We start from the raw sequence: 26,151 nt of genomic DNA, 5'->3' as shown, positions 1-26,151 counted from the left end.
TAATTAACTATAAGGTATTAATCCAAATTTCTCTGGGCTATCCCTTAGTATAAGGTAGATTGCATACGCGTTACGCACCCGTGCGCCGGTCTCAACATCCGAAGATGTCTACCCCTCGACTTGCATGTGTTAGGCCTGCCGCTAGCGTTCATCCTGAGCCAGGATCAAACTCTTCATCGTATATTTTTATTATTTTTTGATGTGTTGTTCAAGACCTTTTAATTGCTTAAAAGCTCTCACTCTTTAATTTTCTGTTAATCCAATATGTCTATGAACTTGTCTTCTTTTCTGCGCTTATCTCTCAAAGCGGTTGCAAAAGTAAAACTTCTTTTTGATTCTCACAAATTTATTTTTAAAAAATTTAAACCTGATTTTTGAAGAACTTTTACAGCCTGTTTCATTTCTGAAACGGATTGCAAAGCTACAACCTTTTTTACATCAAATCCAAATTTATTTTTTATAAATTTATCTGTGTTTTCTAATCTTTTAAAGGACGTTTTTGTTTTTCAACGGTGCAAATATACCACCGCTTTTTTATGCTATCCTAATTATTTTCAATCTTTTTTTATTGTTATTTTTTAGTTAACTTATCATTAAGTAGTTAGAAAATAATTTTAACAGTTGGAATTAACTCTATTGTATGTGAAATATGGTTTAATCTAAAAAATAGTGTTGTAAATTCATTCTAAAAAACGTAACTTGTAAAGAAAAAGAAAGATGAAAGAGTATACATTAGTTATGGGAGCATCGGAAAATGTGCAACGTTATTCTAACATGGCGGTAAGAAAACTATTAAATTACAATCATAAAGTTAAAGCTTTTGGAAATCGCGAAGGTGAAATTAATAGCGTTGCCATCACAAAAGATCTAATACCTTATACAGATATTGATACAATAACGCTGTATTTGAATCCGACAAACCAAAAACCTTTTTACGATTACATTTTGGGTTTAAATCCAAGACGTGTAATTTTTAATCCCGGAACCGAAAACAGAGAGCTTCAAGGAAAACTAAAAAACGCAGGCATTGAATATGAAGAAGCTTGTACATTGGTACTTTTAAGTATTAATAAATATTAAAAAAATCGAACTTAATTTAGTTCGATTTTTTGCTTAAAGCTTATAAACAGCAGTAATATCAAAGTAATTAATCCGTTTACGATTATTAATTCGTTATCGAAAACATATCCTTTGAATAATGTTTTAGAATTGTTACTTATATATAAGGTAATAAATGGCGAAATTAAACAGATAAAAGGCACTAATTTATCGTGAACTTTTCTTGATTTAAAAAACATTCCGAAAGTGAATAATCCCAATAATGGTCCGTAAGTGTATGAAGCTATTTTGAAAATCATACTTACTACGGATGCATCATTTATTATATTGAAGATTACAATGACCGCGAACATGATCAGACAGAAAATTAAATGAACAATTTTTCGAATTTTAACATTTTTAGTTTTTTGCACATTCTCAGGTTTATCCATACCTAAAAAATCAATACAGAAAGAAGTTGTCAAAGCCGTTAAAGCAGAATCGGTTGTTGCAAAAGTAGCAGCGATCAATCCCAACAAAAAGACAATTGCAGGTACCAATGCCAAATGATGAAAAGCAATTTCAGGAAAAAGCAAATCGGTACGAGGTTTTCCGGTAATGAAATCGGTAGGAACCGAAACTCCGTTTGCATCAGCATAAATATAAAGCAAAGCACCAACTCCCAAGAAAAAGATATTGATCAAAACAAAAATACCCGTGAACGTGAACATGTTTTTCTGTGCATCTTTAATATTGGCACAACTTAAATTTTTCTGCATTAAATCTTGATCCAACCCTGTCATTGCAATAGTTACGAACATTCCACCCAAAAACTGTTTAATGAAATGAAAACGGCTATTAACAAAATCTTCCCAAAAGAAAATTTTACTGTAACTGCTGTTTTTGACGGTTTCAAAAGCCTCGATCGCATTTAAATCTAAACTATAACAAATAAAAATAATAGTCAAAATAACCGAGCTTATCAAGAAAAATGTTTGTAAGGTATCGGTAATAATTATGGCTTTTAAGCCTGATTTATAGGTATATGCGTAAATTAGTGCGAGTGAAATTAATCCTGTGACTGCAAAGGGAATCCCAAAAGCATCGAACACAAACCGCTGAAAAACAATAACAACTAAATACAATCTAAAAGCCGAACCAATGGTTCTACTCACCAAAAATATGGCGGCGGCGGTTTTATAGCTATAAAATCCCAATCGTTTTTCGAAATATTCGTAGATCGAAACCAAATTCAATCGATAATATAAAGGTAATAGAACGGTTGCCGTGATAATGAACCCAACTGCATTTCCCAAAACAAACTGAAAATACTTGAATTGTTCGCCACTTGGTGCACCAACTTCGCCCGGAACAGAAATAAAAGTTACACCCGAAAGTGCGGTACCAATCATTCCGAAGGCAACCAAATACCATTTTGAATTTTTATTTGCCGAGAAAAAAGCAGCATTGCTACTGTCTTTACGGCTTACAAAATGCGAAATACCAATTAAGATTCCGAAATAAATGATTAATATGGTTAAAATTACAATGGGAGTCATTTCTTAAAATTTTCTCAAAAATAAATATTTTATTGTAGCCGTATTAAAAAGCAGCATTTAATTTTCAAGTAAAATGTATTAATTTTGCAGAATGGATTTTCCTTCGAAATTATTAGAAAACGCAGTGAACGAAATGGCGCAATTGCCCGGAATTGGCAAACGTACGGCATTGCGTTTGGTTTTGCATTTACTACGCCAACCAATTGAGCAAACTACCGGCTTAACGACTGCGCTGGACTTGTTGCGAAACGAAATTAAATACTGCAGAAGCTGTTATGCGATATCGGATACTAATTTGTGTGAAATTTGCGAAAAACCGTCGCGCGATCACTCGATAATTTGTGTGGTGGAAGATGTGCGTGATGTAATGGCGTTGGAAAACACACAGCTTTATAAAGGAATTTACCATGTTTTAGGTGGAAAAATTTCTCCGATTGATGGTGTGGGTCCTAACCAATTGAACATTTTACCATTGATTGAAAAAGTAAAAAACGGCGGTGTTACCGAAATTATTTTCGCGCTGAGTTCTACTATGGAAGGAGATACTACCAACTTTTACATTTACAAACAGATTAAAGATTACGAAATTATTACATCGACCATTGCGCGTGGAATTGCCGTTGGCGACGAACTGCAATATGCCGACGAAGTTACTTTAGGTCGAAGCTTGATTCACCGTGTGCCGTTTGAAAGTAGTTTGAAGATTTAAAAGCAACTTGTTTTTAGTTGATTTCATTCCTTCTCAAAATACAAATTATAATGCAAACTACAACCCGGATTAAAATTAGATTTACAAGAAGTACATTTATTACCACTGGTTATATACTCTGCAATGGTTAATTCGTGTTTACAAACCCCACACAAAATAGCTTTTTGGTTATGCTCGGCTACACTCCAAACTTGTGGTTCATGTATTTCGGCTTCCTTGTGGCATTCATAACAAGGATAATACTTTTTACAACACTTAAATTTAATAGCAATAATATCTAATTGCGAATGATAATGAACACAACGTGTTTCATTGTCAACAGTTTGCCCATAGACTTTTATACTATCTTTAGATTTACTAGAATCAACCACTGGTTCTTGTTTTGATTTTTTACAAGATAGTAGTGAAAATAGTACACAGATAGTAAATATAACTTTATACATTTTTGTTTTAATGTCAAAGATAACCGAAATTTTAAAGCTTAATAATTAAGAAAAGTAATATATTTAAAATCTAAAATTTCACTTATGAAAAAATACATTTTATTCGCTTGTTTAGCGTTTACGTTAACTTCTTGCAAAAAAGCTGAAGAGTCAGTAGCTGATGTAACAGTAGCCGAAGTTGAGTTACCAGCCACAGAATCAGATAAAGCAGTTTCTTCTGCCAATGCTTCAGATTCCTCAAATACCTCAGAACAAAAGATAGTTAAAAATGGTAAGCTTCGTTTTGAAACTAATGATTTTGAAAAAACTGCCGATAAAATTTACACTGCAGTAAAAAAATATAAAGCTCAGATACAAACCGATAACGAAGGAAAAGATTACAATTCCATAACACGAAACATTGTCGTTAGGGTTTCAAATGAAAATTTCGAAAACATTTTACGTGATATAACAACAGGAGTTGCTTATTTTGATCAAAAAGAAATTTCTTCTGAAGATGTAACAGAACAGTTCATTGATTTGGAAGCTCGATTAAAAGCAAAAAAAGAATTAGAAAGTCGTTATTTGGAACTCCTTAAAAAGGCAAATAAAATTTCTGAAATTTTAGAAATAGAGAAAGAATTGGTATTGATTAGAGAAGAAATAGAATCTAAACAAGGACAACTAAATTACTTACAAAACAGAGTGTCTATGAGTACACTTGAAATAACTTTTTACAAACAGACAACCGAAACAGGCGTAACGGTATCGTATGGTTCAAAAATGTGGAACTCTATTAAAGGTGGTGTAAGCTGGATACCCGGTTTCTTTTTAGGATTGCTATATATTTGGCCATTATTGCTGATTGCCACTTTAGTGTTTTACTACCTTCGTAAAAGAAAAAAGAATTTGAAAAACTAAATTCTTATGAAAGAAAAATCAGGGCTAAAATATATATTAGTCTTACCATTTATATTAATAATTGGAATATTTATTTATTGGTATTTAAATCCATCAATTGATAATGAAGACTTTCATTTGCAATATTTATTATCTGATCGTGATAAGAATTTTTATGAATTTAGAAATCAAGATATAAATCAGGAAAAATTTACATATAATAATGAAATGTATAGTAATAATATTGAAGGATATAAACTAATTATACATTCTATAGATTTTACAAAATTTGGAGAGAAAATTTTAATAGTTACTGATTATTTTAATAAGAAAACAAGAAACGCAAATTTAACCTATAAAGATAAAAACGGTATATACAGTCCTTTGGAAATAGTTAAAAATAATGATTCCATACTTATTTATCAAATATTAGAAGATCCTAAAATTGATAAGCATTTAGTATTCAAAGGTTGTAGAATTAAAATGTAGTGTGTTATAATTAGGTTATATAAAATTAAAAAGCGACTCAATTGAGTCGCTTTTGCTATTATAAAATTCGTTCAGAAACGTAGTCTAATTTTACGGTTGGATATTTACTTTGAGTCATTTGAATTGAAAAATCAGAATCTGCCAAGAAAACCAATTGTCCTGATTTATCTTTAGCCAAGAATTTTTGTTTTACACGTTTAAATTCTGCAAATTCCTCGTTTTTGGGATCTTCAGGACGTACCCAACACGCTTTAAAAGCTGGGAAATTTTCGTAGGTACATTTTGCGCCGTACTCGTGTTCCAATCGGTATTGAATAACTTCGTACTGTAAGGCACCAACGGTTCCAATAACTTTTCGTCCGTTTAATTCTAAGGTAAATAACTGTGCCACACCTTCGTCCATTAACTGATCGATTCCTTTTTCCAATTGTTTTGATTTCATTGGATCGGCATTATTAATATAACGGAAATGTTCCGGAGAGAACGATGGTATCCCACGGAAATTCATCAATTCGCCTTCCGTTAACGTATCACCGATTTTAAAGTTTCCGGTATCGTGCAAACCAACAATATCGCCCGCATACGAAATATCAACAATTTCTTTTTTCTCTGCAAAGAATGCATTAGGTGAAGAAAATTTTAAATTCTTACCTAAACGTACATGTGTATAAGGTTTGTTACGTTCAAAAGTTCCCGAAACGATCTTGATAAACGCTAAACGGTCACGGTGTTTTGGATCCATATTTGCATGGATTTTAAAAACAAATCCTGAAAATTTATTTTCATCGGGCTGCACTGTTCTAGTATCAGAATCTTTTGGGCGCGGCGACGGAGCAATATCAATAAAACAATCTAACAATTCGCGAACTCCAAAATTATTTAAGGCAGATCCAAAGAAAACCGGCTGTAAATCTCCGTTTATATAATCTTCACGGTTGAATTCCGGATATACTTCTGCAACCAATTCCAATTCTTCGCGCAGTTTAGTAGCAGCCTTTCCGCCAACCAATTTATCTAACGCTTCATCTTCTAAATTATCAATCGTAATTACATCGTCGATATTTTTACGGCTGTCTTCAGAAAACAAGTTGATGTTCTTTTCCCAAATATTGTAAATCCCCTGAAAATCGTAACCCATACCAATTGGGAACGACAAAGGCGTCACTTTCAATCCTAACTTCTGTTCCACTTCATCTAACAAATCAAAAGCATCTTTACCTTCACGGTCTAATTTGTTAATAAACACAATCATAGGTATGTTACGCATTCTACAAACTTCAACCAGCTTTTCGGTTTGTTCCTCTACCCCTTTTGCAACGTCGATCACCACAATAACAGAATCAACCGCAGTAAGTGTTCTAAAGGTATCTTCGGCAAAATCTTTATGCCCGGGTGTATCTAAAATATTAACTTTTTTCTCTTTATAATTAAAAGCAAGAACCGAAGTTGCCACCGATATTCCTCTTTGGCGTTCAATTTCCATAAAATCGGATGTTGCTCCTTTTTTAATTTTATTGCTTTTTACGGCACCCGCTTCCTGAATTGCACCACCAAACAAAAGCAGTTTTTCTGTTAAGGTTGTTTTACCAGCATCGGGATGCGCAATAACCGCAAAGGTTCTTCTTTTTAATATTTCGTCTTTAAAACTCATTACTCTGTAATTAGGTTTGCAAAAATAGTATATTAAAGTGTATTTTAAAACAAATCGGGTTGCGGTTTTTCTAATCGGTTTATGTTCTCTCGCAAAAAAGTTTAACTTTGTGAAATCAACCAAAATTGTAATGAAACTTATAAAAGTAACTTTAAATTTTTTACTGCTTAATTTATCAATCTCAGCTTTTGCGCAAAAACCAACCGATGTTCTGGTTACCATAAACGACAGTATTTATAATGTTGCCGATTTTGAGCGATTGTACAATAAAAATATCGATATTATTGCCGATGAATCTCAAAAAGATATCGACAATTATTTCAATCTGTATAAAATCTACAAGTTAAGATTGCAAAATGCGTATGCGTTGGAAATTGACAAATCGCCCACTGTTGAACAAGAATTTAAGATTTACAGAAGCGAATTGGCAGAGAAATATTTTATAAACGAGAAAGAATTAGGCAAATTGTTGAACGAAGCTTTAAACCGTAACGATTACGAAATAAAAGCATCGCATATTTTAATTAATGTTGATGAATTTGCGCAGCCTGCCGATACATTGAAAGCTTACAACAAAGCGATTGATGTTAGAAATGAAATTTTAAAAGGATTATCGTTTGAAAATGCCGCTGTTAAATATTCAGACGATTTAAGTGCCAAAACCAATAACGGAAATTTAGGTTATTTCAGTGTTTTTAAAATGGTATATCCGTTTGAAAGTGGTGCGTACAATACAAATATCGGACAAATTTCTATGCCGGTTCGATCTAATTTCGGTTATCATTTAATTAAGGTTTACAACAAGCGTGAAACACCTAAAACAAAAAATATTGCGCACATTTTGGTTGAAACCAAAGATAAAAACGATGCCGAAGCCAAAAAGAAAATCAACGATATTTACAAGCGTTTAGAAGTAAGCGATAGTTTTTACGATGCGGCTTTCCACTTTTCAGAAGATATTCATACGCGCGATAAAGGCGGCGATTTAGGCATTTATAATGAAGGTTCGTTAAATATCGATGGAATTTCGGATGTTTTGTATGATCTTAATTTTAAAGATGCCTACTCTAAACCATTTTTAAGTCAGTACGGCTGGCACATTGTCGCAGTAACAAATATTAAAGACAAGCCGACAAAAGACGAATTGAAAGCGAATTTTCTTCGCAGGATAAAATCAGACAGTCGTTCAAAAATTCTGGAGAAAGATTTAATGCTGCATTTAAAAGAGATGTATCATTTTACAACCAACGAAAAAAATATCGAAGAAACGGTTAAATTGCTAAAGCGCGAAGAATTGGTAAATCAGCCTACTGTTGAAAGTAATACTGCTACAGAAATGGTTCTTGCTACCTATTCAGACAAAAAAATAACGGCAAAAAATGTTTTAGAGCACATTTATTCTTTTCCAAGGCAATATGCTTCAGTAAAAACCGACGATCTTTTAGTTAAAAAAGCATTTGATTTTTATTCGTACCGAAAATTGAAAGAGGAATATAACAGCGAATTAGAAACCAAGTTTCCTGAATTTGCTCATAATCTAAACGAATATAAAGAAGGTTTGATTTTGTTTGATTTGTTAGAGAAAAACATTTGGAACGAAAGCGCAAAAGATACCATTGCCCTACAAAATTATTACGAAACGAATAAAGAAAAATACATTCAACAGGCAAATTTTATTGGCGAAGTGTACGTTTTCAATAAAAAATCTGATGCTAAAACATATAATAAACTGCTAAAAAACAATTATCAGGTTAAAGAGGCAGATTTTCCAATGGTTTACAAATATCAAGGTCGATTTTATATGAACGACAAGCGTTTACCTGAAAACTTAGATTTTAATTCGCTTGGTAAAAATGTGGTTAAATACAACAATAATTATTACGTGTTTTATATTCGTGAAAAAAAAGACGAACATCAGCCAACGTACGAAGAAGTTAAAAGTCAGGTTTTATCAGATTATCAAAATCAGTTCGAAAATCAATACAATCAAGATTTAATCAATAAAGCCGATATAAAAGTAAATCAACCGATATTAGATCAGCTAAAAACCAAATACAACAAAAAAAATCTTAATTAAAATTAAAAAAATATAAAAGTTTGCTGTAGCTATGTATCTTTGTTGCAGTTTGCAAAATTTAATACACAAATATGAAATTATTTCTTAAAAATACCTTACTAACAATTTTAGCGGTTATGGGCTTTGTGAATGTACAGGCACAAGAATCAACAAAAAAACGTATCGACGGTATTGTTGGTATTGTTGGGAATTATGTTGTTTTAGATTCTGATATCGATAACACGTTTATACAGGCAAAAGCAACCGGTTATGACACATCAAAATTTAGTCGTTGCGAGCTTTTAGGTACTTTATTAGAGAATAAATTATTTTCTCACCAAGCGATACAAGACAGTATTGTTGTTACAGATGATGAAATTAATGGAATGATGGATTCGCAGATTGACCGTATGGTTGAACAAGCAGGATCTATTGACAATGTGGTTAAATATTACAACAAAAAAAATTACGAAGAATTTAGAGGATATTTCTTTGATATTATGAAAGAAAACCAGCTGGCTTCACGTATGCAGGAAAAATTAACCAGCGATGTTAAAATTACACCTGAAGAAATTCGTCAGTTTTATAACAACATTCCTAAAGATTCGCTTCCTATGATTGGCGATCAAATTGAGTTATCAGAAATTGTAATGAAACCAGTTATCACAAAAGAAGAACGTCAGGCGGTGATTGATAAATTAAACGAAATTCGTCAGGATATTTTAGATGGATCTTCGTTTGCAAGTAAAGTTTATGTGTACACAGAAGATAAAGGATCTTTACAAACCGGTGGTTTTTACAGTATTGATAAAAAAACAGAATTTGTAAAAGAGTTTAAAGATGTGGCTTTTTCGTTGAAAGAAGGCGAAATATCAAAACCGTTTGAAACCGAATATGGTTTCCACATTATACAGTTAGAAAAAATTGTAGGTAAAAATCTGGAATTGCGTCATATTTTAATGTCTGCAAAACCATCACAAGAATCTTTAGACAAAGCCAAAAAAGATTTAGACGATTTGCGCATTCGTATTTTAAATAAAGAAATAAGTTTTGCCGATGCAGCCCGCCAGTATTCTCAACAAAAAGAAACCAAGCAAAGTGGTGGTATCATAACAGACAGACAAACGGGGGATACGCGTTTTGAATTGAATAGAATGGAAGACAGAATCATGTACAGCATGGTATCTAACTTAAAAGTGGGTGAAATTTCTGCTACTACGCAAGTTCCAGACGGTAATAATATTCAATACAAGATTATTCAAGTAACAAATAAAATTCCAGAACACGCTGCCGATTTTTCTAATGATTATATGCAAATACGTAGTGTAGCGTTAAGAACAAAACAAAACGAAGCAGTTGCAAAATGGATCGCTAATACTATAAAAGATACCTATATACAAATTAACGACGAATACCAAAACTGCTCATTTAAAAGTGATTGGTTAAAAAATCAATAAGCAAAAAGCTCTTCAATTGAAGGGCTTTTTGCTTATTTATCAGTTTTATGGATATAAACATATCTAAATAATAAAAAAAAGATTATTTTTTAAACTATTCACAATACACTTTGTTAATTCATTGAATTATAAAAGTCAAAATAGAATAATTATAAATAATAATTCCCTTATTTCAACATTTTATTAAAAATTTTTAAATATGAATTCCTTTTTGTAATTTTGCACCAAACTTTAAAAAAGTCAAATTAACTAAACACAATTAAGCAAAAACGGCAGCATTGTTTTTTTCAGTATCTGTCGGAAATATTAAAATAAAATTATGAACTTATATCAGGATTACCTAAACGAAATCGAAGAAAGAAAAAGTCAAGGGCTTCATCCAAAACCAATCGATGGTGCGGATTTATTAAGTGAAATCATCGCACAAATTAAAGATGTTAACAACGAATACCGTGAGGATTCTGTTAAATTCTTTATATATAATACTCTGCCAGGTACTACACCTGCGGCAGGTGTTAAAGCACAATTTTTAAAAGAAATCATTTTAGGTAACGAAGCTGTAGCTGAAATTACACCAACTTTCGCTTTTGAGTTATTATCTCACATGAAAGGTGGACCTTCAATTTCAGTTTTATTAGATTTAGCATTAGGAAATGATGAAGCTATTGCTTCTCAAGCAGCTGAAGTATTAAAAACTCAAGTTTTCTTATACGATGCAGATACTGCTCGTTTAGCTGATGCTTACAAAGCAGGGAACGAAATTGCAAAAGATATTTTAGAAAGCTACGCAAAAGCAGAGTTTTTTACAAAATTACCAGCAGTTCCTGAAGAAATTAAAGTAGTAACGTATATCGCTGCAGAAGGTGATATTTCTACCGATTTATTATCACCGGGTAACCAAGCACACTCGCGTTCAGACCGTGAGTTACACGGGAAATGTATGATTACTCCTGAAGCACAAGCCGAAATTGAAGATTTAAAAAGACAGCATCCAGATGCTTCAGTAATGTTAATTGCTGAAAAAGGAACAATGGGCGTTGGTTCTTCTCGTATGTCAGGTGTAAATAACGTGGCTTTATGGACAGGTAAACAAGCTTCTCCATACATTCCATTCGTAAATATTGCTCCAATTGTTGCGGGTACAAACGGAATTTCTCCTATCTTCTTAACTACAGTAGACGTTACTGGTGGTATCGGTATTGACTTACAAAACTGGGTTAAAAAAGTTGATGAAAACGGAAACGTAGTTCGTGATGAAAACGGTGATGTAGTTTTAGAACAAGCATATTCTGTTGCTACAGGTACTGTTTTAACGATCAATACAAAAACAAAAAAATTATACAACGGTGAGGTTGAATTAAAAGATATTTCTAAATCATTCACTCCACAAAAATTAGAATTTATCAGAGCTGGTGGTTCTTACGCTATTGTTTTTGGTAAAAAAATTCAAACGTTTGCAGCTCAGACTTTAGGTATTGAAGCTCCTCAAGTTTTTGCTCCCGCTAAAGAAATTACTAAAGAAGGCGTTGGATTAACTGCTGTTGAAAAAATTTTCAACAAAAATGCTGTTGGCGTTGCTCCTGGAAAAGTATTATATGCAGGTTCAGACGTGCGTGTGAAAGTTAACATTGTAGGTTCGCAAGACACTACAGGTTTAATGACTGCTCAAGAGTTAGAAGCTATGGCTGCTACAGTTATTGCTCCAACGGTTGACGGTGCATACCAATCAGGATGTCATACAGCTTCTGTTTGGGATAAAAAAGCGCAAGCAAACATTCCTAAATTAATGAAGTTTATGAATGATTTCGGTGTAATTACAGCTCGTGACCCTAAAGGTGAATATCATTCAATGACTGACGTTATCCACAAAGTATTAAACGATATTACGGTTGATGAGTGGGCTATCATTATTGGTGGTGACTCTCATACACGTATGTCTAAAGGGGTTGCTTTTGGTGCTGACTCTGGTACTGTGGCTTTGGCTTTAGCAACAGGTGAGGCTTCTATGCCAATTCCAGAATCTGTAAAAGTAACATTCAAAGGTGAGATGAAACCTCACATGGATTTCCGTGATGTGGTTCATGCTACACAATTACAAATGTTACAACAGTTTGATGGTGAAAACGTATTCCAAGGTCGTATTATCGAGGTTCACATCGGAACATTATTAGCAGACCAAGCGTTTACATTCACAGACTGGACGGCTGAAATGAAAGCAAAAGCATCTATCTGTATTTCTCAAGACGAAACATTAATCGAATCGTTAGAAATTGCAAAATCTCGTATCCAAATCATGATTGATAAAGGTATGGATAACGCAAACCAAGTATTACAAGGTTTAATCGATAAAGCAAACAAACGTATCGAAGAAATTCGTTCAGGTGAAAAACCAGCGTTACAACCAGATGCTAACGCTAAATATTACGCTGAGGTAGTTATTGATTTAGATATTATTGATGAACCAATGATTGCTGACCCAGACGTTAACAATGCTGATGTTTCTAAACGTTATACACACGATGTAATCCGTGAATTATCTTACTACGGTAACGATAAAAAAGTAGATTTAGGTTTCGTTGGTTCTTGCATGGTGCATAAAGACGATTTAAAAATCGTTTCTCAAATGTTGCGTAATGTTGAAAAACAACAAGGTGAAGTTAAATTCAACGCACCATTAGTTGTGGCTGCTCCAACATACAATATCATCGATGAATTAAAAGCAGAAGGTGATTGGGAATACTTACAAAAATATTCAGGATTCGAATTTTCTGATGCATTACCAAAACAAACAGCTCGTACAGAGTACGAAAACGTAATGTACTTAGAGCGTCCGGGTTGTAACTTATGTATGGGTAACCAAGAAAAAGCAGAAAAAGGTGATACAGTTTTAGCTACTTCAACGCGTTTATTCCAAGGACGTGTAGTAGAAGATAGAGCAGACAAAAAAGGAGAATCTTTATTAGCTTCAACACCAGTTGTAGTATTATCTGCAATCTTAGGTCGTATCCCAACTATCGAAGAATACAAAAAATCGGTACAAGGCATCAACTTAACAAAATTCAAACCTGTTTCAACTAAATTATAACAGTTGAATCATCATAATCAAGCGAGGCAATCTTAAGTTTGTCTCGCTTTTTTTGTTTTACAATTTGGGCGGCTGCTAAAGCATCGGGCTATCCGCTCATAGTCCTCGGTTGCGTTTTGTTCCACAAAACCAACCTGCGGGCTAACCGCTGCTATCCCTGCCGCAAAACCGGGTCAAAAGTCAATCCCAGATTCTATTTTTAAAAAGTTTTCCGCTAAAAAAAGTATCAGCTTCGTCTAATTTATTAAAGTATATAGTTCTTGTTTTCTTATCCAAATCAACAACCATTAGCATACCAAAATATTTTGACTGTTTCGTAACTGCATTGTATTTATCGTTATCTTCAAAACCTCCTACCAATATCACAACTGCATCATTTACCCATTTTGCCTCTTCATACCTGCAAGGCGATCCACAAAATGTAAGCTTATGGTATTGTTTGTTTTTAACATCAATCAACAAAACAGCTTGGTCAATATCGCCATACGTATTAAAATTTACAGCATAACTTTTTGTACTGTTATAGATAAAAAACTCATTGTCGGTTGCTAAAAAATCAGACCATTCATTCAGTTTAAATACTTCAACATCATCAGTTAAATTGAATGTATTAGTATTTTCAACCTTAAAATTTTTAAAGTCAGTAATTTTAAAATGCTCAAAATATTCAGGGAAATTATCCTTGATAAACGAATTGTAATTGGATAAATCTTGCGAGAACGACTTAAAGTTAAATCCTAAACAAAAGAGAACTAATATCAATATATTTTTCATAACGTAAATCTTTCTACTAAAATAACGAAAAAGTTTCTTTATTAGAATCATTTTAAATTACTCTTTATTAATCTACATTAAAGGCAGTCATTAAAAAAATCAGTAAATTGTATAATGTTTTTTGTTAAACTAAAAATGAAATAAATAAAACAGTATTATGGCTTTTGATATTGACATGATTAAAAAAGTGTACGATACCATGCCGGCTCGTGTAGATAAAGCACGTGAATTGGTTGGACGTCCGCTAACACTTTCAGAGAAAATTTTATATGCGCATTTATGGGAAGGTATGCCTTCACAGAAATTTGAACGCTCTAAAGATTATGTAGATTTTGCTCCAGACCGTGTGGCAATGCAAGATGCTACAGCGCAAATGGCATTATTACAATTTATGCAAGCAGGTAAATCTACAACAGCTGTACCATCAACGGTACACTGCGATCACTTAATTTTAGCAAAAGTCGGTGCCGAAAAAGATTTAGCAGTAGCGAATACACAGTCAAAAGAAGTTTTTGATTTTCTATCATCAGTATCAAACAAATACGGAATTGGGTTTTGGAAACCTGGTTCAGGTATCATCCATCAAATATTATTAGAAAACTACGCATTCCCAGGCGGTATGATGATTGGTACCGATTCTCACACTGTAAATGCTGGTGGTTTAGGAATGTTGGCTATTGGAGTTGGTGGAGCTGATGCGGTTGATGTTATGGCTGGTATGGCTTGGGAGTTGAAATTTCCAAAATTGATCGGAGTTAAATTAACTGGAAAATTAAACGGCTGGACAGCTCCAAAAGATGTGATTTTAAAAGTAGCTGATATTTTAACCGTTAAAGGTGGAACCGGCGCTATTGTGGAATATTTTGGAGAAGGCGCAAAATCAATGTCAGCTACAGGTAAAGGAACTATTTGTAACATGGGTGCCGAAATTGGTGCAACAACATCAACTTTCGGATACGATGATTCTATGAGAAGATACTTAAATGCAACCGGACGCGCTGATGTGGTTGATGCTGCGGATAAAGTAGCCGATTATTTAACTGCTGATCCTGAAGTTTATGCAAATCCAGAACAATATTTTGATCAGTTAATTGAAATTAATTTATCAGAATTAGAACCACATATCAATGGTCCTTTTACACCAGATCGTGGAACACCTGTCTCAAAAATGAAAGAAGAAGCTGCTAAAAACGATTGGCCAATTAAAGTAGAATGGGGATTAATCGGATCTTGTACCAACTCGTCTTACGAAGATATGTCTAGAGCGGTTTCTATCGTTAATCAGGCGGTTGAATTGGGTATCACGCCAAAAGCAGAATTCGGGATCAATCCGGGATCAGAACAAATTCGTTACACCATTGAACGTGACGGCATTATTGCTGCTTTTGAAAAGATGGGAACTAAAGTATTTACTAATGCTTGTGGACCATGTATTGGGCAGTGGGATCGTGAAGGTGCCGATAAAGGCGAAAAGAACACCATTGTTCACTCGTTCAACCGAAATTTCTCTAAACGCGCCGATGGAAATCCAAATACGCATGCGTTTGTAACTTCACCGGAAATGGTAGCTGCATTGGCAATTTCTGGTCGATTAGATTTCAACCCAATTACAGATAAATTATTGAACGATAATGGCGAAGAAGTAATGTTTAAACCTCCGTTTGGAGACGAATTACCGACTAAAGGTTTCGATGTGGAAGATCCTGGTTTTCAAGCACCGGCTGCAAACGGATCAAGCGTGCAGGTAATTGTATCGCCTGATTCTTCTCGTTTACAGTTGTTAGAACCTTTCCAACCTTGGGATGGTCAAAACATAACGGGTGCAAAACTGTTAATAAAAGCATTTGGTAAATGTACAACAGACCATATTTCTATGGCGGGACCGTGGTTACGTTTCCGCGGACATTTAGATAATATTTCGAACAATATGCTTATTGGTGCAGAAAATGCTTTTAACAATAAAACAAATAGCGTTAAAAATCAATTAACAGGTGAATATCAAGAAGTACCTGCTGTACAACGTCAATACAAAGCTGCGGGTATTCCTTCTATTGTAGTAGGCGACCATAACTACGGCGAAGGATCTTCTCGTGAACATGCTGCAATGGAGCCTCGACATTTAGGTGTGAAAGCCGTTTTGGTAAAATCGTTTGCTCGTATACACGAAACAAACCTTAAAAAACAAGGAATGTTGGGATTAACTTTTGCAAACGAATCGGATTACGATAAAATTCAGGAAGATGATACCATTAACTTTTTAGATTTGACCGAATTTGCTCCAGGCAGACAGCTAACATTGGAATTTGTTCATAAAGATGGATCTAAAGACATCATCATGGCAAACCATACCTATAATGATAGTCAGATTGAATGGTTTAAAGCAGGTTCTGCCTTAAATTTAATCGCTGCAGGAAAATAAATTATAATTCTTTATAAATAAAATCCGACCAAATTTGGTCGGATTTTTGCTTTAATCCTCCAAAAATAACGATATTTACACTAGAATTTTTAATATGACATTTTTACAAGGAATATTAGCCGTTGTTGCAGTTTCTATGCTTTGCTTTTTGGTAACCATAATTGTTTTATCAAATCGTAAAAAGTTTTTTCGTGTTATTACTTTAAACACTCTGGTTTTTGTAGGATATTGTTTTGTGGCTTATCATTACGAAGCTATTTTTAACAATGATATTTTTGGTAAAGGACGAATTATTTTTCTGCTCACCTGCATTTTTCTGCATGCAGTTATATCAATGATTATTGTGATAAAAAGTGAACGAATTTATGTTCCTTTTTTAAATGAAGATATTGATAAAGATGGACATAAACCAGAAGATGATGATGAGGAATAATTTTCAAAAATCTATTTTTCTATCTAAAACTCTTTGTTCAACACATATATTATAATTAAATTTAGCCTTCAAAAAATAAAACTAAATGAACTTTCAAAATACAAGAGAATTTGCACAGTCATTAGATACGCAAGATCAATTAAAAAAATACCAATCAGAATTTGAATTTCCTAAAGTAAATGGTAAAAAAACTATCTATTTTACAGGAAATTCGTTAGGATTAATGCCAAAACGCGCTAAAAAGTATATAGATGATGTAATGAACGATTGGGCAAATTTGGCTGTTGAAGGTCATTTTTATGCAGAAAAACCTTGGTGGGATTATCACGAACGTTTTTCAAATCCTTTATCAAAAATTGTTGGTGCAAAACCAAGCGAAGTGTCGGTAATGAATACCTTAACCGTTAATCTGCACATGATGATGGTTTCGTTTTACAACCCAACTTCTACCCGATTTAAAATTATCTGCGAAGAAAAAGCGTTTCCAAGCGATCAATATATGTTTCAAACGCAGGTTAAATTTCATGGTTTAGATCCAAAAGATGTAATTGTTGAAGTGAAACGCAGAGAAGGCGAACACAATTTACGCAACGAAGACATTATTGCGAAGATTAATGAAGTTGGCGATGAATTGGCATTGGTTTTAATTGGCGGAATTAACTATTACACCGGTCAGGTTTTAGATATGGAAAATATCACAAAAGCCGGACATGCCGTTGGAGCAAAAGTTGGTTGGGATTTGGCGCATGCCGCAGGAAATATCGAACTAAAATTACACGATTGGAATGTTGATTTTGCATGTTGGTGCAGTTACAAATACATGAATGCGGGCCCGGGAAGTGTTGCAGGATATTTCGTTCATGAAAAACACCATAATAATAAAGAAATCAATCGTTTTGGGGGATGGTACGGTCACAATAAAGAGCGTCGTTTTTTAATGGAACCAGAATACACACCAAACGAAGGAGCTTTAGGTTGGCAAAGTTCATGTACAGGCGTACTGGCAATGGCTCCGTATTTGGCATCGGTTGAAATGTTCGATGAAATTGGCATGGAAGCTTTAATTAAAAAACGTGATTTAATTACCGCATATTTAGAGTTTATTGTTGAAGAAACAGCTAAAGAAACCGGTACAAATTTAGAAATCATTACTCCTAAAAATCAAGCAGAGCGTGGATCACAATTGTCAATTATTTTACATGGCGAAGGTAAAGAATTGTTTCACTACTTAATGAAACAAGGTGTTGTTACAGATTGGCGCGAACCAGCGGTTATTCGTTTGGCTCCGGTACCTTTGTACACTACTTTTGAAGAAATGTACGATTTTGGTCAGATTTTAAAGACAGGTATCCAAACAACTTAAGATATTTAGCCGGCTTTATGCTGGCTTTTTTTATATTTGCATTTTAAAAATCAGTGGAATTTAGTATGTTATCAAAACAACAAAAAATAGAAAATTTCGATCCATCTCAACCAGGTTTGGCAGATGCCACCATTTATGGATTACCATTTAACGCAGAAGAAAGTGAAATCATTATTTTACCTGCTCCGTGGGAAGTTACTGTAAGCTACGGAAGTGGCGCCAGCGAAGGTCCTGAAGCTATTTTTAACGCATCTTTTCAGGTAGATTTATTGCATCAGGAATTTCCCGATTTATGGAAATTGGGAATTTACATGGACGAAGCACCAGAACAATGGATTACTAACAGTGAAAAATATAAAAGTTTAGCGCAACCTATCATTGAAGCGTTAGAAAACGGCGAGGCTATTGAAACATTTCCTCAATTGCAGTCAGATTTAGATAAAATTAATAAAGCATCGGCTCAATTCAACCAAGAAGTGAAAGAACGAACGCTTTATTGGATGAATCAAGGTAAAAAAGTGATTCTATTGGGTGGCGATCACTCAACACCAATGGGTTATTACGAAGCTTTGGCATCTAAAAACGATAATTTTGGTATTTTACATTTTGATGCCCACATGGATTTGCGCGAAGCTTACGAAGGTTTTACTTATTCGCACGCATCAATCATGTACAATGCGATTAAATTGCCTCAAATAGAAAAAATTGTTCAAGTGGGTATTCGTGATTTTAGTGAAGGCGAAGTAAATGTGATCAAATCATCGAACAAAGTAAAAGTTTATACTGATACCGATTTAAAATCGAACCAATTCAAAGGAAAAACGTGGAAAGATCAGTGTGATGAAATTTTGAATCAATTACCTGAAAATGTAGCAGTAAGTTTTGATATTGATGCGTTGTATCGTTGGTATTGTCCAAACACGGGAACTCCGGTTCCTGGTGGATTATCATACGAACAAGCGACTTATTTATTAAGCAGATTGGCTTCATCGAACAAAAAAATCATCGGAATTGATTTGGTAGAAGTTGCTCCGGGAAGTGATGATTGGGACGGAAATGTTGGTGCACGCCTACTATTCCATTTATGTGGTGTTTTCGCTAAAAATTCGGGAATGAACGTAGGCGAGAAAATTCAGTTTTAATCAAACTAATCTAATTCCCTTTTATGGAAGACATTAATAAAGAAGTTCACGAAGCTTTTGAAGTTATAAAAAATGGCGGCATTATTCTGTATCCTACCGATACCGTTTGGGGATTGGGATGCGATGCGACGAATGAAGAAGCTGTTAAAAAAATATACGATCTAAAAAAACGCGCCGAAAGCAAAAGCATGATTGTTTTGGTGAATGGCGACCGTTTGCTTTACAATGTGTTTAAAAATATACCTTCTGTAGCTTTTGACATTTTAGATTGTGCCGAAAAACCAACAACATTAGTTTTAGATCAACCTACAAATGTGGCAAAAAACCTAATAGCCGAAGACAATTCATTGGGAATTCGTATTGTAAATGCTCCGTTTGTATATAAGTTGGTAGAGCGAATGAAACGTCCGTTGGTATCCACATCGGCAAACATCAGCGGTGAACCTACTCCTAGCCAATTCTCTGAAATCTCGCAGGAAATCATAAACGGTGTGGATTATGTTGTGAAGTTAGATCAAACAAAAATCTGTAAAAAATCATCAACCGTAATTAAACTTACAAACGATGCACAAGTAAAAATTTTAAGAAAATAATGATTCAATCATCCAATTATAACGAAGCGCTACAAGATCCCATTTTTAAAATTATAACACAGGCTGCAAAAGAATTAAAGGTTGAAGCTTATGTGATTGGTGGTTTTGTTCGCGATTTTATTTTAGAACGCGGTTCAAAAAAAGATATTGATATTGTGGCTGTTGGCAGCGGTATTGATCTGGCTTTGAAGGTTTCTGAACTAATTCCGCACCACCCAAAAGTACAGGTTTTTAAAAATTACGGCACAGCAATGCTGCGTTTTAACGATATTGATATTGAGTTTGTTGGTGCACGAAAAGAGTCGTATCGAAATGAAAGCAGAAATCCTTTGGTTGAAAATGGAACATTACAAGACGATCAAAACCGACGTGATTTTACCATCAACGCTATGGCTTTTTCGTTGAACGAAGAAAATTTTGGTGATTTGGTTGATCCTTTTAACGGAATGACTGCTTTAACTGATAAAATTATAAAAACTCCTTTGGATCCCGATGTTACATATTCTGATGATCCGTTGCGTATGATGCGTGCCATTCGTTTTGCAACCCAATTGAATTTTACTATTGAAGAAGAATCGTTAAATGCTATCACAAAAAATGCCGATCGAATAAAAATTATTTCGGGTGAACGAATTGTTGAAGAATTGAATAAAATTTTGTTGACCGAAAAACCGTCTGTCGGCTTTCTGCTTTTATACAAAACCGGTCTGTTAGATTTGATTCTGCCTGAATTAACGGCGTTGAATAATGTGGAAGAAGTGGAAGGACATACACACAAAAACAATTTTTACCATACCTTAGAAGTTGTTGATAATATCTGCCCCAATACCGATGATCTTTGGTTGCGTTGGGCTGCGTTGTTGCACGATATTGGCAAAGCTCCGACAAAAAAGTTCAACAAAAAAAACGGTTGGACTTTTCACGGACACGAGTTTTTAGGCAGCAAAATGGTTAAGCGAATTTTTGAACGTTTGCACATGCCGTTAAACCAAAAAATGCGTTTTGTACAAAAAATGGTAGCAATGAGTTCGCGACCAATTGTAATTTCAGAAGATTTGGTAACCGATTCGGCTGTTCGTAGATTGGTTTTTGATGCCGGTGAAGATGTTGAAAATTTACTGACATTATGCGAGGCGGATATCACTACAAAAAATCAAAAGAAGTTTAAAAAATATCATAACAATTTTAAAATTGTCCGTCAAAAGATTGTCGAAGTTGAAGAACGTGATCATGTGCGTAATTTTCAACCGCCAATCACAGGCGAAGAAATTATGGAAATTTTCGATCTAAAACCTTCAAGAGAAATCGGACAAATTAAAGATGCCATTAAAGAAGCTATTTTAGAAGGCGATATCGCGAATGATTACGCAGAAGCGTATCAGTTTATGATGAAAAAAGCAGACAGTTTAGGTTTAAAACCGGTAAATCCAAAATTATAATCATGGAAAACAAAACATTTATCCGTTGGGCAAAAATTTCACTTGTTTTAATTTATTTGGTAATTATTGCCGGTGCCACGGTTCGAATGACCGGTTCTGGCATGGGTTGTCCCGACTGGCCTAAATGTTTTGGTTACTACATACCGCCTACCCAGGTTGAAGAATTGCTTTGGAAACCCAACCACGAATACAACAAAGGGCAGGTTATCATTAAAAATAATTCGCTTTGGGTAGCAAACAACAGTTTTACTACAAAAGATGTTTACAACCCGAGTGAGTGGACAGCATACACCAAACACGATTATGCCGAATTTAATCCTTATCACACCTGGGTTGAATACATTAACCGTTTGTGTGGCGCTTTAGCCGGATTATCATGTTTGATTTTGTTTGTGCTTTCGTTTAAATATTGGAAAACAAAAAAATCGGTTGTTTTATGGGCGGGAATTGTGTTGTTTTTATTAGGATTTAACGCGTGGTTAGGTGCAACGGTAGTTTTTTCGGTATTAAATCCGGTTAAAATTACCACACACATGATTGCCGCATTATTGAATGTTGCCGCACTAATTTATCTGATTCATTTGGCAAGAATCAACAAAAAATATGTCGGTAAATACGACGCTACTTTTCATATTTTCACTTGGGTAGCGATGCTTTTTTCGTTGATACAGATTGGATTAGGCACACAGGTTCGCCAGTTTATCGATGTTCAAACCAAAAGCGGAATTACCGATGTTTCAGTTTGGTTAGCAAATCCCGATGTTACTTTTTACATCCACAGAACCTTTTCTTTTGTGATATTTTTTGTAAACCTTTACCTGTTTTTAAGAAATAAACGCCTTAATTTAGGCAACACCAAAATGAACTGGATCATGCTTTTGCTGATTCTAGAAATCATTACGGGTATATTAATGTATTACATACATTTTCCGTTTGGTACTCAGGCTGCACATTTGGTTTTAGCTGCAGTAATGTATGGTTTACAGTTCGCTATTATCTTGGAAACCAGCAAAAGTAATTTAAAAACACATTCTCAATAAATCAGTAATCATTGTAAACCCTCCACTTATGAAAAAAGCAGTTGTATTTTTAGCAGTTATTCTCTTTAATTTTAATAGCTTTTCTAACAATCCAAAGAAGGAACCAAAATTAGGTGGTTGGTATATGTATTTCGGAAATGCGAAAATTGAAGATACCAAATGGAATATCAATTACGATGTACAGTACCGAAATTACGAAGTTCTTTCAGATTTAAACCAGTTGTTGATTCGTGGTTCTATTCAATATATGCTATACGATAATTTAACTTTGGGAACCGGTTATGCTTTTGTTGATACAGAGCAATACTTAAAACCTGATGTTCCTTTTATTGAAAACAGAATTTTTCAGGATGTACTTACAAACCAAAAAATTGCAACAGCTACTGTAAAACATCGGTTCAGATTTGAACAACGATTTATAGAAAATCAGGATTTTAAATCAAGATTCAGGTATCAGTTAGGATTAGATGTTCCTATTTATCAGAATACCGAAAAAAATCAGAGTTTGTACGCAAGTTTTTACAACGAACTTTTTATGAATACCGATGAAACTTCAAGAAAAACAAACGTTTTTGATAGAGACCGATTGTATTTTGGTGCAGGTTTTAAATTCAATCAAAAATTAGGAATTCAAGTTGGTTGGATGAATCAGATGTTACAAAAAACGTCGCATCAGCAATTGATGTTTTCATTACATCATAATTTAAAGATATAAAACAAAAAACGCTTTCATTACGAAAGCGTTTTGTTTTTATTACTTAATTTTTCTTTAATAACCGAATAAATAATCGGAAGAACCGATACCAAAATAATCAGCAACACTACTTTTGAAAAATTGTCTTTTATTAATGGAATATTTCCTAAAAAATATCCTGCCAAAGTAATACCGAAAACCCAGATAAATCCACCAACGAAATTATAGGTTAAAAAGGTAGCGTAATTCATTCTGCCAATACCTGCAACAAACGGAGCCAACGTTCTTACAATAGGCACAAAACGAGCAATAACAATAGTTTTGCTACCGTATTTCTCATAAAAAGAATGCGTTTTATTAATATGTTCAATTGTAACCGGTTGTTTACCCAATATTTTAAAATTGATGATTCGCATACCAATTTGTTTACCAATAGAGTAATTTACGGTGTCGCCCAAAACAGCTGCTATGAACAATAAAATCATTACCAGCCAAACATTTAAACTTTCAGGAAACTGTGCTGCCAACATTCCGGTTGCAAACAATAACGAATCGCCCGGTAAAAAAGGCATTACCACCAAACCGGTTTCAACAAAAATAATTAAAAACAATATGGCGTAAACCCAAATACCGTAATCTTGCAAGAAAACTTCCAAGTATTGATCAATATGTAATATAAAATCGATTAGTTCCATTATAAAATCTTAAAAAGATACATAAAAAAAAGGCTTTCGCCTTAATTATTCCGTTGGTCCTTCCCATTCGTTCATTCCGCCAACCAAGTTAAAAGTGTTTTCAAAACCTAACTGGTTCATCAATAAACACGTTTGTCCGCTGCGGTTTCCAGAACGGCAATAAACATAATAATTTTTCGATTTATCTAAATTTTCTAAAGCATTTAAAAAATCCTGTCCCTGATAAAAATCATGATGAACTGCTCCTGGAATTGCACCTTCGCTTACTTCATCTTCTGTACGAACATCTAATAAAACAGCGTTTTCATCATTCTGAAAATCGCTCCACCATTGTTCCTGTTGTAAATCCATTGTATAAGAATTTAAATTTTCTTCAAATATAATTAAATCCTTTTAAAATAAAGAAAACATCTTAATTTAGTGGTTTTAAAACTTCAAATAAATGTCTTCACACCATATTGTACGCGACGATCAGGAACCTGCATTAATAATTGCCAATGGCGAAGCTTGTTCTATGGAATTATTGAACCAATTATTGGAATGGAATCCGTTGGTTATTGTGTTAGATAGTGCCATTACGCGCGTTTTGGATTTGGGAATTAAAGTTGATGTGTTGATTGGCGATTTTGACCGTGATTTTGATTACGAATATTACAAGAATTTGCAGTATCCTATTGAAATTGTGAAGTTAGCCGAGCAGGATTCGTACGATATTGACAAGGCGATTAATTATTTGATCAACAGAAGAATACCTGCAGCGAATATTGTTTGGGCAACCGGCAAAAGAATGGATCATACGTTTACAAACATCACCAATCTTATTAAATATCAAGAAGTTATAAAGTTAGTAATGATCGACGATTATTCTAAAATTTTTCCTTTGCAGAAAAATTTCGTGAAATGGTATCCAAAAGAAACTATTTTATCGTTGATTCCTGTTGGAACTGTTGATGGAATTTCGACAAAAAACTTAAAATACGAGCTTAAAAACGATTCATTAATTTTAGGATTTAAACCCGGAAGCAGTAACGAGGTTTTAACGGATGGTTTGGTTGAAATTACTTACAAAAACGGGCATTTAATTTTGATGGAATGTAATGATTAAACTATAAAATCGGCAATTACCAAAGCAGCCATCGCTTCTACAATGGGTACAGCACGAGGAAGAACACAAGCATCGTGCCTGCCTTTTCCTTTAATAACTTCCAATGTTCCTTTCGTGGTTAACATTTCTTGCGGTTGCAACAATGTAGCGACTGGCTTAAAAGCAACATCAAAATAAATATCCATTCCGTTGCTTATTCCGCCTTGAATTCCACCTGAAAAATTGGTTTTGGTAGATCCGTCTTCATTAAAATAATCGTTGTGTTGCGATCCAAACATTTTAGTTCCTTCAAAACCACTACCAAAACTAAAGCCTTTACAGGCGTTGATAGACAACATTGCTTTTGCCAAATTGGCTTCTAACCGATCGAAAACCGGTTCGCCCAAACCAATCGGCACATTTTTTATCACACAAGTTATAACACCTCCAACAGTATCGCCTTTTTTCTTGGCTTCTAAAATAAGTTGTTCCATTTGCTGGGCAATTTCAACATCGGGACAGCGAACATTGTTGGTTTCCGTTAATGATAAATTAAGTTCTGTATATTTTTTATTGACAGAAATTGTTCCAACCGAAGAAACATATGCTGTGATCTCTACAGGTTTAATAATTTGCTTTGCAATGGCACCACCTACAACTCGAGCCGCAGTTTCTCTAGCTGAACTTCTACCACCGCCTCTGTAATCACGGTGTTTGTATTTTTGCTGATACACAAAATCGGCATGACTCGGACGATAAGCATCTTTAAGCAAATTGTAATCATCAGATTTTGAATTGGTATTATTTATTTGAAAAGCAATGGGAGTTCCCAAGGTTTTGCCTTCAAAAATACCTGACAAAAAAATAACTTCATCTGCTTCTTTTCTTTGAGTAACTAATTTCGACTGTCCAGGTTTTCTTCGATCTAATTCCAATTTAACAGCATCTAAATCTAACACCACATTAGACGGACATCCATCGATTATTCCTCCAATTGCCGCTCCGTGCGATTCGCCATACGTTGTTAGTTTAAATTTATTTCCAATTGAATTGCCAGACATATTAATAGTATTTTCTGCAAAATTAATAAAAGCTACCCAAATTAACAG

The 26,151-nt window shown here is 34.1% G+C and carries 23 protein-coding genes and 1 rRNA gene; 16 read left to right on the top strand and 8 right to left on the bottom strand.

Going from position 1 to position 26,151, the window contains the following annotated elements:
• Nucleotides 1–180: ribosomal RNA gene (locus tag BM253_RS14350) — 16S ribosomal RNA — on the bottom strand; the annotation flags it as partial.
• A gap of 537 nt (nucleotides 181–717) precedes the next feature.
• On the opposite strand from BM253_RS14350, the gene BM253_RS14345 reads away from it, so the two are divergent.
• A complete protein-coding gene (locus BM253_RS14345) occupies nucleotides 718–1,080 on the top strand; it encodes a CoA-binding protein (RefSeq protein ID WP_091525683.1) in 363 nt (120 codons plus the stop codon).
• An 11-nt stretch (nucleotides 1,081–1,091) separates the two neighbouring features.
• Here BM253_RS14345 and BM253_RS14340 read toward each other — a convergent pair whose 3' ends face one another.
• Nucleotides 1,092–2,597, bottom strand: coding sequence for a sodium:solute symporter (locus BM253_RS14340; protein WP_091525681.1), 1,506 nt, complete (start codon nucleotides 2,595–2,597; stop codon nucleotides 1,092–1,094).
• A gap of 91 nt (nucleotides 2,598–2,688) precedes the next feature.
• Here BM253_RS14340 and recR point away from each other — a divergent pair, with 91 nt between their 5' ends.
• On the top strand, nucleotides 2,689–3,306 hold the full coding sequence (gene recR / locus BM253_RS14335; RefSeq protein ID WP_091525679.1) for a recombination mediator RecR: 618 nt from the start codon (nucleotides 2,689–2,691) through the stop codon (nucleotides 3,304–3,306).
• Between the two features lie 23 nt (nucleotides 3,307–3,329).
• Here the strand turns inward: recR and BM253_RS14330 are convergent, their stop codons facing one another.
• Nucleotides 3,330–3,749: a CHY zinc finger protein gene (locus tag BM253_RS14330; protein ID WP_091525677.1), complete on the bottom strand. Its 420-nt coding sequence runs from the start codon at nucleotides 3,747–3,749 to the stop codon at nucleotides 3,330–3,332.
• 84 nt (nucleotides 3,750–3,833) lie between these two features.
• Here BM253_RS14330 and BM253_RS14325 point away from each other — a divergent pair, with 84 nt between their 5' ends.
• Together BM253_RS14325 and BM253_RS14320 are read left to right on the top strand one after the other, a co-directional pair.
• The gene (locus BM253_RS14325; RefSeq protein WP_091525675.1) at nucleotides 3,834–4,649 is read left to right on the top strand and encodes a DUF4349 domain-containing protein; all 816 of its coding nucleotides are present in this window, start codon (nucleotides 3,834–3,836) and stop codon (nucleotides 4,647–4,649) included.
• Nucleotides 4,650–4,655: 6 nt separating this feature from the next.
• Entirely contained in the window at nucleotides 4,656–5,117 is a 462-nt protein-coding gene (locus tag BM253_RS14320) for a hypothetical protein (RefSeq protein WP_091525673.1), read from the top strand.
• 58 nt (nucleotides 5,118–5,175) lie between these two features.
• Here BM253_RS14320 and BM253_RS14315 read toward each other — a convergent pair whose 3' ends face one another.
• Nucleotides 5,176–6,768: a peptide chain release factor 3 gene (locus BM253_RS14315; protein ID WP_091525671.1), complete on the bottom strand. Its 1,593-nt coding sequence runs from the start codon at nucleotides 6,766–6,768 to the stop codon at nucleotides 5,176–5,178.
• A 109-nt stretch (nucleotides 6,769–6,877) separates the two neighbouring features.
• Between BM253_RS14315 and BM253_RS14310 the strand changes: the two genes are divergently transcribed.
• The 3 genes from BM253_RS14310 to BM253_RS14300 all read left to right on the top strand — a co-directional run bounded on the left by BM253_RS14310 (nucleotide 6,878) and on the right by BM253_RS14300 (nucleotide 13,366).
• Nucleotides 6,878–8,845: a peptidylprolyl isomerase gene (locus tag BM253_RS14310; protein ID WP_143095675.1), complete on the top strand. Its 1,968-nt coding sequence runs from the start codon at nucleotides 6,878–6,880 to the stop codon at nucleotides 8,843–8,845.
• A gap of 71 nt (nucleotides 8,846–8,916) precedes the next feature.
• Entirely contained in the window at nucleotides 8,917–10,281 is a 1,365-nt protein-coding gene (locus BM253_RS14305; protein ID WP_091525667.1) for a peptidylprolyl isomerase, read from the top strand.
• A gap of 319 nt (nucleotides 10,282–10,600) precedes the next feature.
• Nucleotides 10,601–13,366, top strand: a complete 2,766-nt coding sequence (locus BM253_RS14300; protein WP_091525665.1) for a bifunctional aconitate hydratase 2/2-methylisocitrate dehydratase — start codon at nucleotides 10,601–10,603, stop codon at nucleotides 13,364–13,366.
• A 180-nt stretch (nucleotides 13,367–13,546) separates the two neighbouring features.
• On the opposite strand, the gene BM253_RS14295 is transcribed toward BM253_RS14300, so the two are convergent.
• A complete protein-coding gene (locus tag BM253_RS14295) occupies nucleotides 13,547–14,140 on the bottom strand; it encodes a hypothetical protein (RefSeq protein ID WP_091525663.1) in 594 nt (197 codons plus the stop codon).
• 157 nt (nucleotides 14,141–14,297) lie between these two features.
• Between BM253_RS14295 and BM253_RS14290 the strand changes: the two genes are divergently transcribed.
• From BM253_RS14290 to BM253_RS14255, 8 genes are all read left to right on the top strand, one after another.
• Nucleotides 14,298–16,559 (top strand): aconitate hydratase, encoded by a 2,262-nt coding sequence (locus BM253_RS14290; RefSeq protein WP_091525661.1) that lies wholly within the window; start codon nucleotides 14,298–14,300, stop codon nucleotides 16,557–16,559.
• A gap of 94 nt (nucleotides 16,560–16,653) precedes the next feature.
• On the top strand, nucleotides 16,654–16,992 hold the full coding sequence (locus tag BM253_RS14285; RefSeq protein ID WP_091525659.1) for a hypothetical protein: 339 nt from the start codon (nucleotides 16,654–16,656) through the stop codon (nucleotides 16,990–16,992).
• Nucleotides 16,993–17,077: 85 nt separating this feature from the next.
• Nucleotides 17,078–18,355, top strand: coding sequence for a kynureninase (gene kynU / locus BM253_RS14280; protein WP_091525657.1), 1,278 nt, complete (start codon nucleotides 17,078–17,080; stop codon nucleotides 18,353–18,355).
• 65 nt (nucleotides 18,356–18,420) lie between these two features.
• Complete coding sequence (locus BM253_RS14275; protein WP_091525655.1) at nucleotides 18,421–19,497, top strand: agmatinase family protein; 1,077 nt, start codon at nucleotides 18,421–18,423, stop codon at nucleotides 19,495–19,497.
• 23 nt (nucleotides 19,498–19,520) lie between these two features.
• A complete protein-coding gene (locus BM253_RS14270; RefSeq protein WP_091525653.1) occupies nucleotides 19,521–20,090 on the top strand; it encodes an L-threonylcarbamoyladenylate synthase in 570 nt (189 codons plus the stop codon).
• The gene (locus BM253_RS14265; RefSeq protein WP_091525651.1) at nucleotides 20,090–21,529 is read left to right on the top strand and encodes a CCA tRNA nucleotidyltransferase; all 1,440 of its coding nucleotides are present in this window, start codon (nucleotides 20,090–20,092) and stop codon (nucleotides 21,527–21,529) included. The genes BM253_RS14270 and BM253_RS14265 overlap by 1 nt, the downstream gene beginning before the upstream one ends.
• Before the next feature lie 2 nt (nucleotides 21,530–21,531).
• The gene (locus BM253_RS14260) at nucleotides 21,532–22,569 is read left to right on the top strand and encodes a COX15/CtaA family protein (RefSeq protein WP_091525649.1); all 1,038 of its coding nucleotides are present in this window, start codon (nucleotides 21,532–21,534) and stop codon (nucleotides 22,567–22,569) included.
• Between the two features lie 28 nt (nucleotides 22,570–22,597).
• Nucleotides 22,598–23,284: a DUF2490 domain-containing protein gene (locus BM253_RS14255; RefSeq protein WP_091525647.1), complete on the top strand. Its 687-nt coding sequence runs from the start codon at nucleotides 22,598–22,600 to the stop codon at nucleotides 23,282–23,284.
• 17 nt (nucleotides 23,285–23,301) lie between these two features.
• On the opposite strand, the gene BM253_RS14250 is transcribed toward BM253_RS14255, so the two are convergent.
• Together BM253_RS14250 and BM253_RS14245 are read right to left on the bottom strand one after the other, a co-directional pair.
• Nucleotides 23,302–23,958: a DedA family protein gene (locus BM253_RS14250; protein WP_091525645.1), complete on the bottom strand. Its 657-nt coding sequence runs from the start codon at nucleotides 23,956–23,958 to the stop codon at nucleotides 23,302–23,304.
• A 45-nt stretch (nucleotides 23,959–24,003) separates the two neighbouring features.
• Nucleotides 24,004–24,309, bottom strand: coding sequence for a rhodanese-like domain-containing protein (locus tag BM253_RS14245; RefSeq protein WP_091525643.1), 306 nt, complete (start codon nucleotides 24,307–24,309; stop codon nucleotides 24,004–24,006).
• Between the two features lie 91 nt (nucleotides 24,310–24,400).
• On the opposite strand from BM253_RS14245, the gene BM253_RS14240 reads away from it, so the two are divergent.
• Entirely contained in the window at nucleotides 24,401–25,063 is a 663-nt protein-coding gene (locus tag BM253_RS14240; protein ID WP_091525641.1) for a thiamine diphosphokinase, read from the top strand.
• Here the strand turns inward: BM253_RS14240 and aroC are convergent.
• Nucleotides 25,060–26,103 carry a chorismate synthase gene (aroC, locus tag BM253_RS14235; protein WP_091525688.1) on the bottom strand — a complete coding sequence of 348 codons (1,044 nt, stop codon included), beginning with the start codon at nucleotides 26,101–26,103 and terminating at the stop codon, nucleotides 25,060–25,062. The two genes, BM253_RS14240 and aroC, sit on opposite strands and share 4 nt — an antisense overlap.
• Nucleotides 26,104–26,151 lie beyond the last annotated feature (48 nt).

Source organism: Paenimyroides ummariense, from assembly GCF_900115115.1.
Taxonomy (GTDB): domain Bacteria; phylum Bacteroidota; class Bacteroidia; order Flavobacteriales; family Flavobacteriaceae; genus Flavobacterium; species Flavobacterium ummariense.
The sequence above is the reverse complement of the archived record's forward strand: the minus strand, read 5'-3'. Positions and strand labels throughout refer to the sequence as shown.

Excerpts from the sequence above, each read along its gene's own strand:
- BM253_RS14315 (WP_091525671.1), bottom strand. The coding sequence starts at position 6,768 with ATGAGTTTTAAAGACGAAATATTAAAAAGAAGAACCTTTGCGGTTATT.
- BM253_RS14330 (WP_091525677.1), bottom strand. The coding sequence starts at position 3,749 with ATGTATAAAGTTATATTTACTATCTGTGTACTATTTTCACTACTATCT.
- BM253_RS14290 (WP_091525661.1), top strand. The coding sequence starts at position 14,298 with ATGGCTTTTGATATTGACATGATTAAAAAAGTGTACGATACCATGCCG.
- BM253_RS14275 (WP_091525655.1), top strand. The coding sequence starts at position 18,421 with ATGTTATCAAAACAACAAAAAATAGAAAATTTCGATCCATCTCAACCA.
- kynU (WP_091525657.1), top strand. The coding sequence starts at position 17,078 with ATGAACTTTCAAAATACAAGAGAATTTGCACAGTCATTAGATACGCAA.
- recR (WP_091525679.1), top strand. The coding sequence starts at position 2,689 with ATGGATTTTCCTTCGAAATTATTAGAAAACGCAGTGAACGAAATGGCG.
- BM253_RS14300 (WP_091525665.1), top strand. The coding sequence starts at position 10,601 with ATGAACTTATATCAGGATTACCTAAACGAAATCGAAGAAAGAAAAAGT.
- BM253_RS14285 (WP_091525659.1), top strand. The coding sequence starts at position 16,654 with ATGACATTTTTACAAGGAATATTAGCCGTTGTTGCAGTTTCTATGCTT.
- BM253_RS14265 (WP_091525651.1), top strand. The coding sequence starts at position 20,090 with ATGATTCAATCATCCAATTATAACGAAGCGCTACAAGATCCCATTTTT.
- BM253_RS14250 (WP_091525645.1), bottom strand. The coding sequence starts at position 23,958 with ATGGAACTAATCGATTTTATATTACATATTGATCAATACTTGGAAGTT.
- BM253_RS14255 (WP_091525647.1), top strand. The coding sequence starts at position 22,598 with ATGAAAAAAGCAGTTGTATTTTTAGCAGTTATTCTCTTTAATTTTAAT.
- BM253_RS14245 (WP_091525643.1), bottom strand. The coding sequence starts at position 24,309 with ATGGATTTACAACAGGAACAATGGTGGAGCGATTTTCAGAATGATGAA.
- BM253_RS14325 (WP_091525675.1), top strand. The coding sequence starts at position 3,834 with ATGAAAAAATACATTTTATTCGCTTGTTTAGCGTTTACGTTAACTTCT.
- BM253_RS14260 (WP_091525649.1), top strand. The coding sequence starts at position 21,532 with ATGGAAAACAAAACATTTATCCGTTGGGCAAAAATTTCACTTGTTTTA.
- BM253_RS14340 (WP_091525681.1), bottom strand. The coding sequence starts at position 2,597 with ATGACTCCCATTGTAATTTTAACCATATTAATCATTTATTTCGGAATC.
- BM253_RS14320 (WP_091525673.1), top strand. The coding sequence starts at position 4,656 with ATGAAAGAAAAATCAGGGCTAAAATATATATTAGTCTTACCATTTATA.
- aroC (WP_091525688.1), bottom strand. The coding sequence starts at position 26,103 with ATGTCTGGCAATTCAATTGGAAATAAATTTAAACTAACAACGTATGGC.
- BM253_RS14305 (WP_091525667.1), top strand. The coding sequence starts at position 8,917 with ATGAAATTATTTCTTAAAAATACCTTACTAACAATTTTAGCGGTTATG.
- BM253_RS14295 (WP_091525663.1), bottom strand. The coding sequence starts at position 14,140 with ATGAAAAATATATTGATATTAGTTCTCTTTTGTTTAGGATTTAACTTT.
- BM253_RS14345 (WP_091525683.1), top strand. The coding sequence starts at position 718 with ATGAAAGAGTATACATTAGTTATGGGAGCATCGGAAAATGTGCAACGT.
- BM253_RS14240 (WP_091525641.1), top strand. The coding sequence starts at position 24,401 with ATGTCTTCACACCATATTGTACGCGACGATCAGGAACCTGCATTAATA.
- BM253_RS14270 (WP_091525653.1), top strand. The coding sequence starts at position 19,521 with ATGGAAGACATTAATAAAGAAGTTCACGAAGCTTTTGAAGTTATAAAA.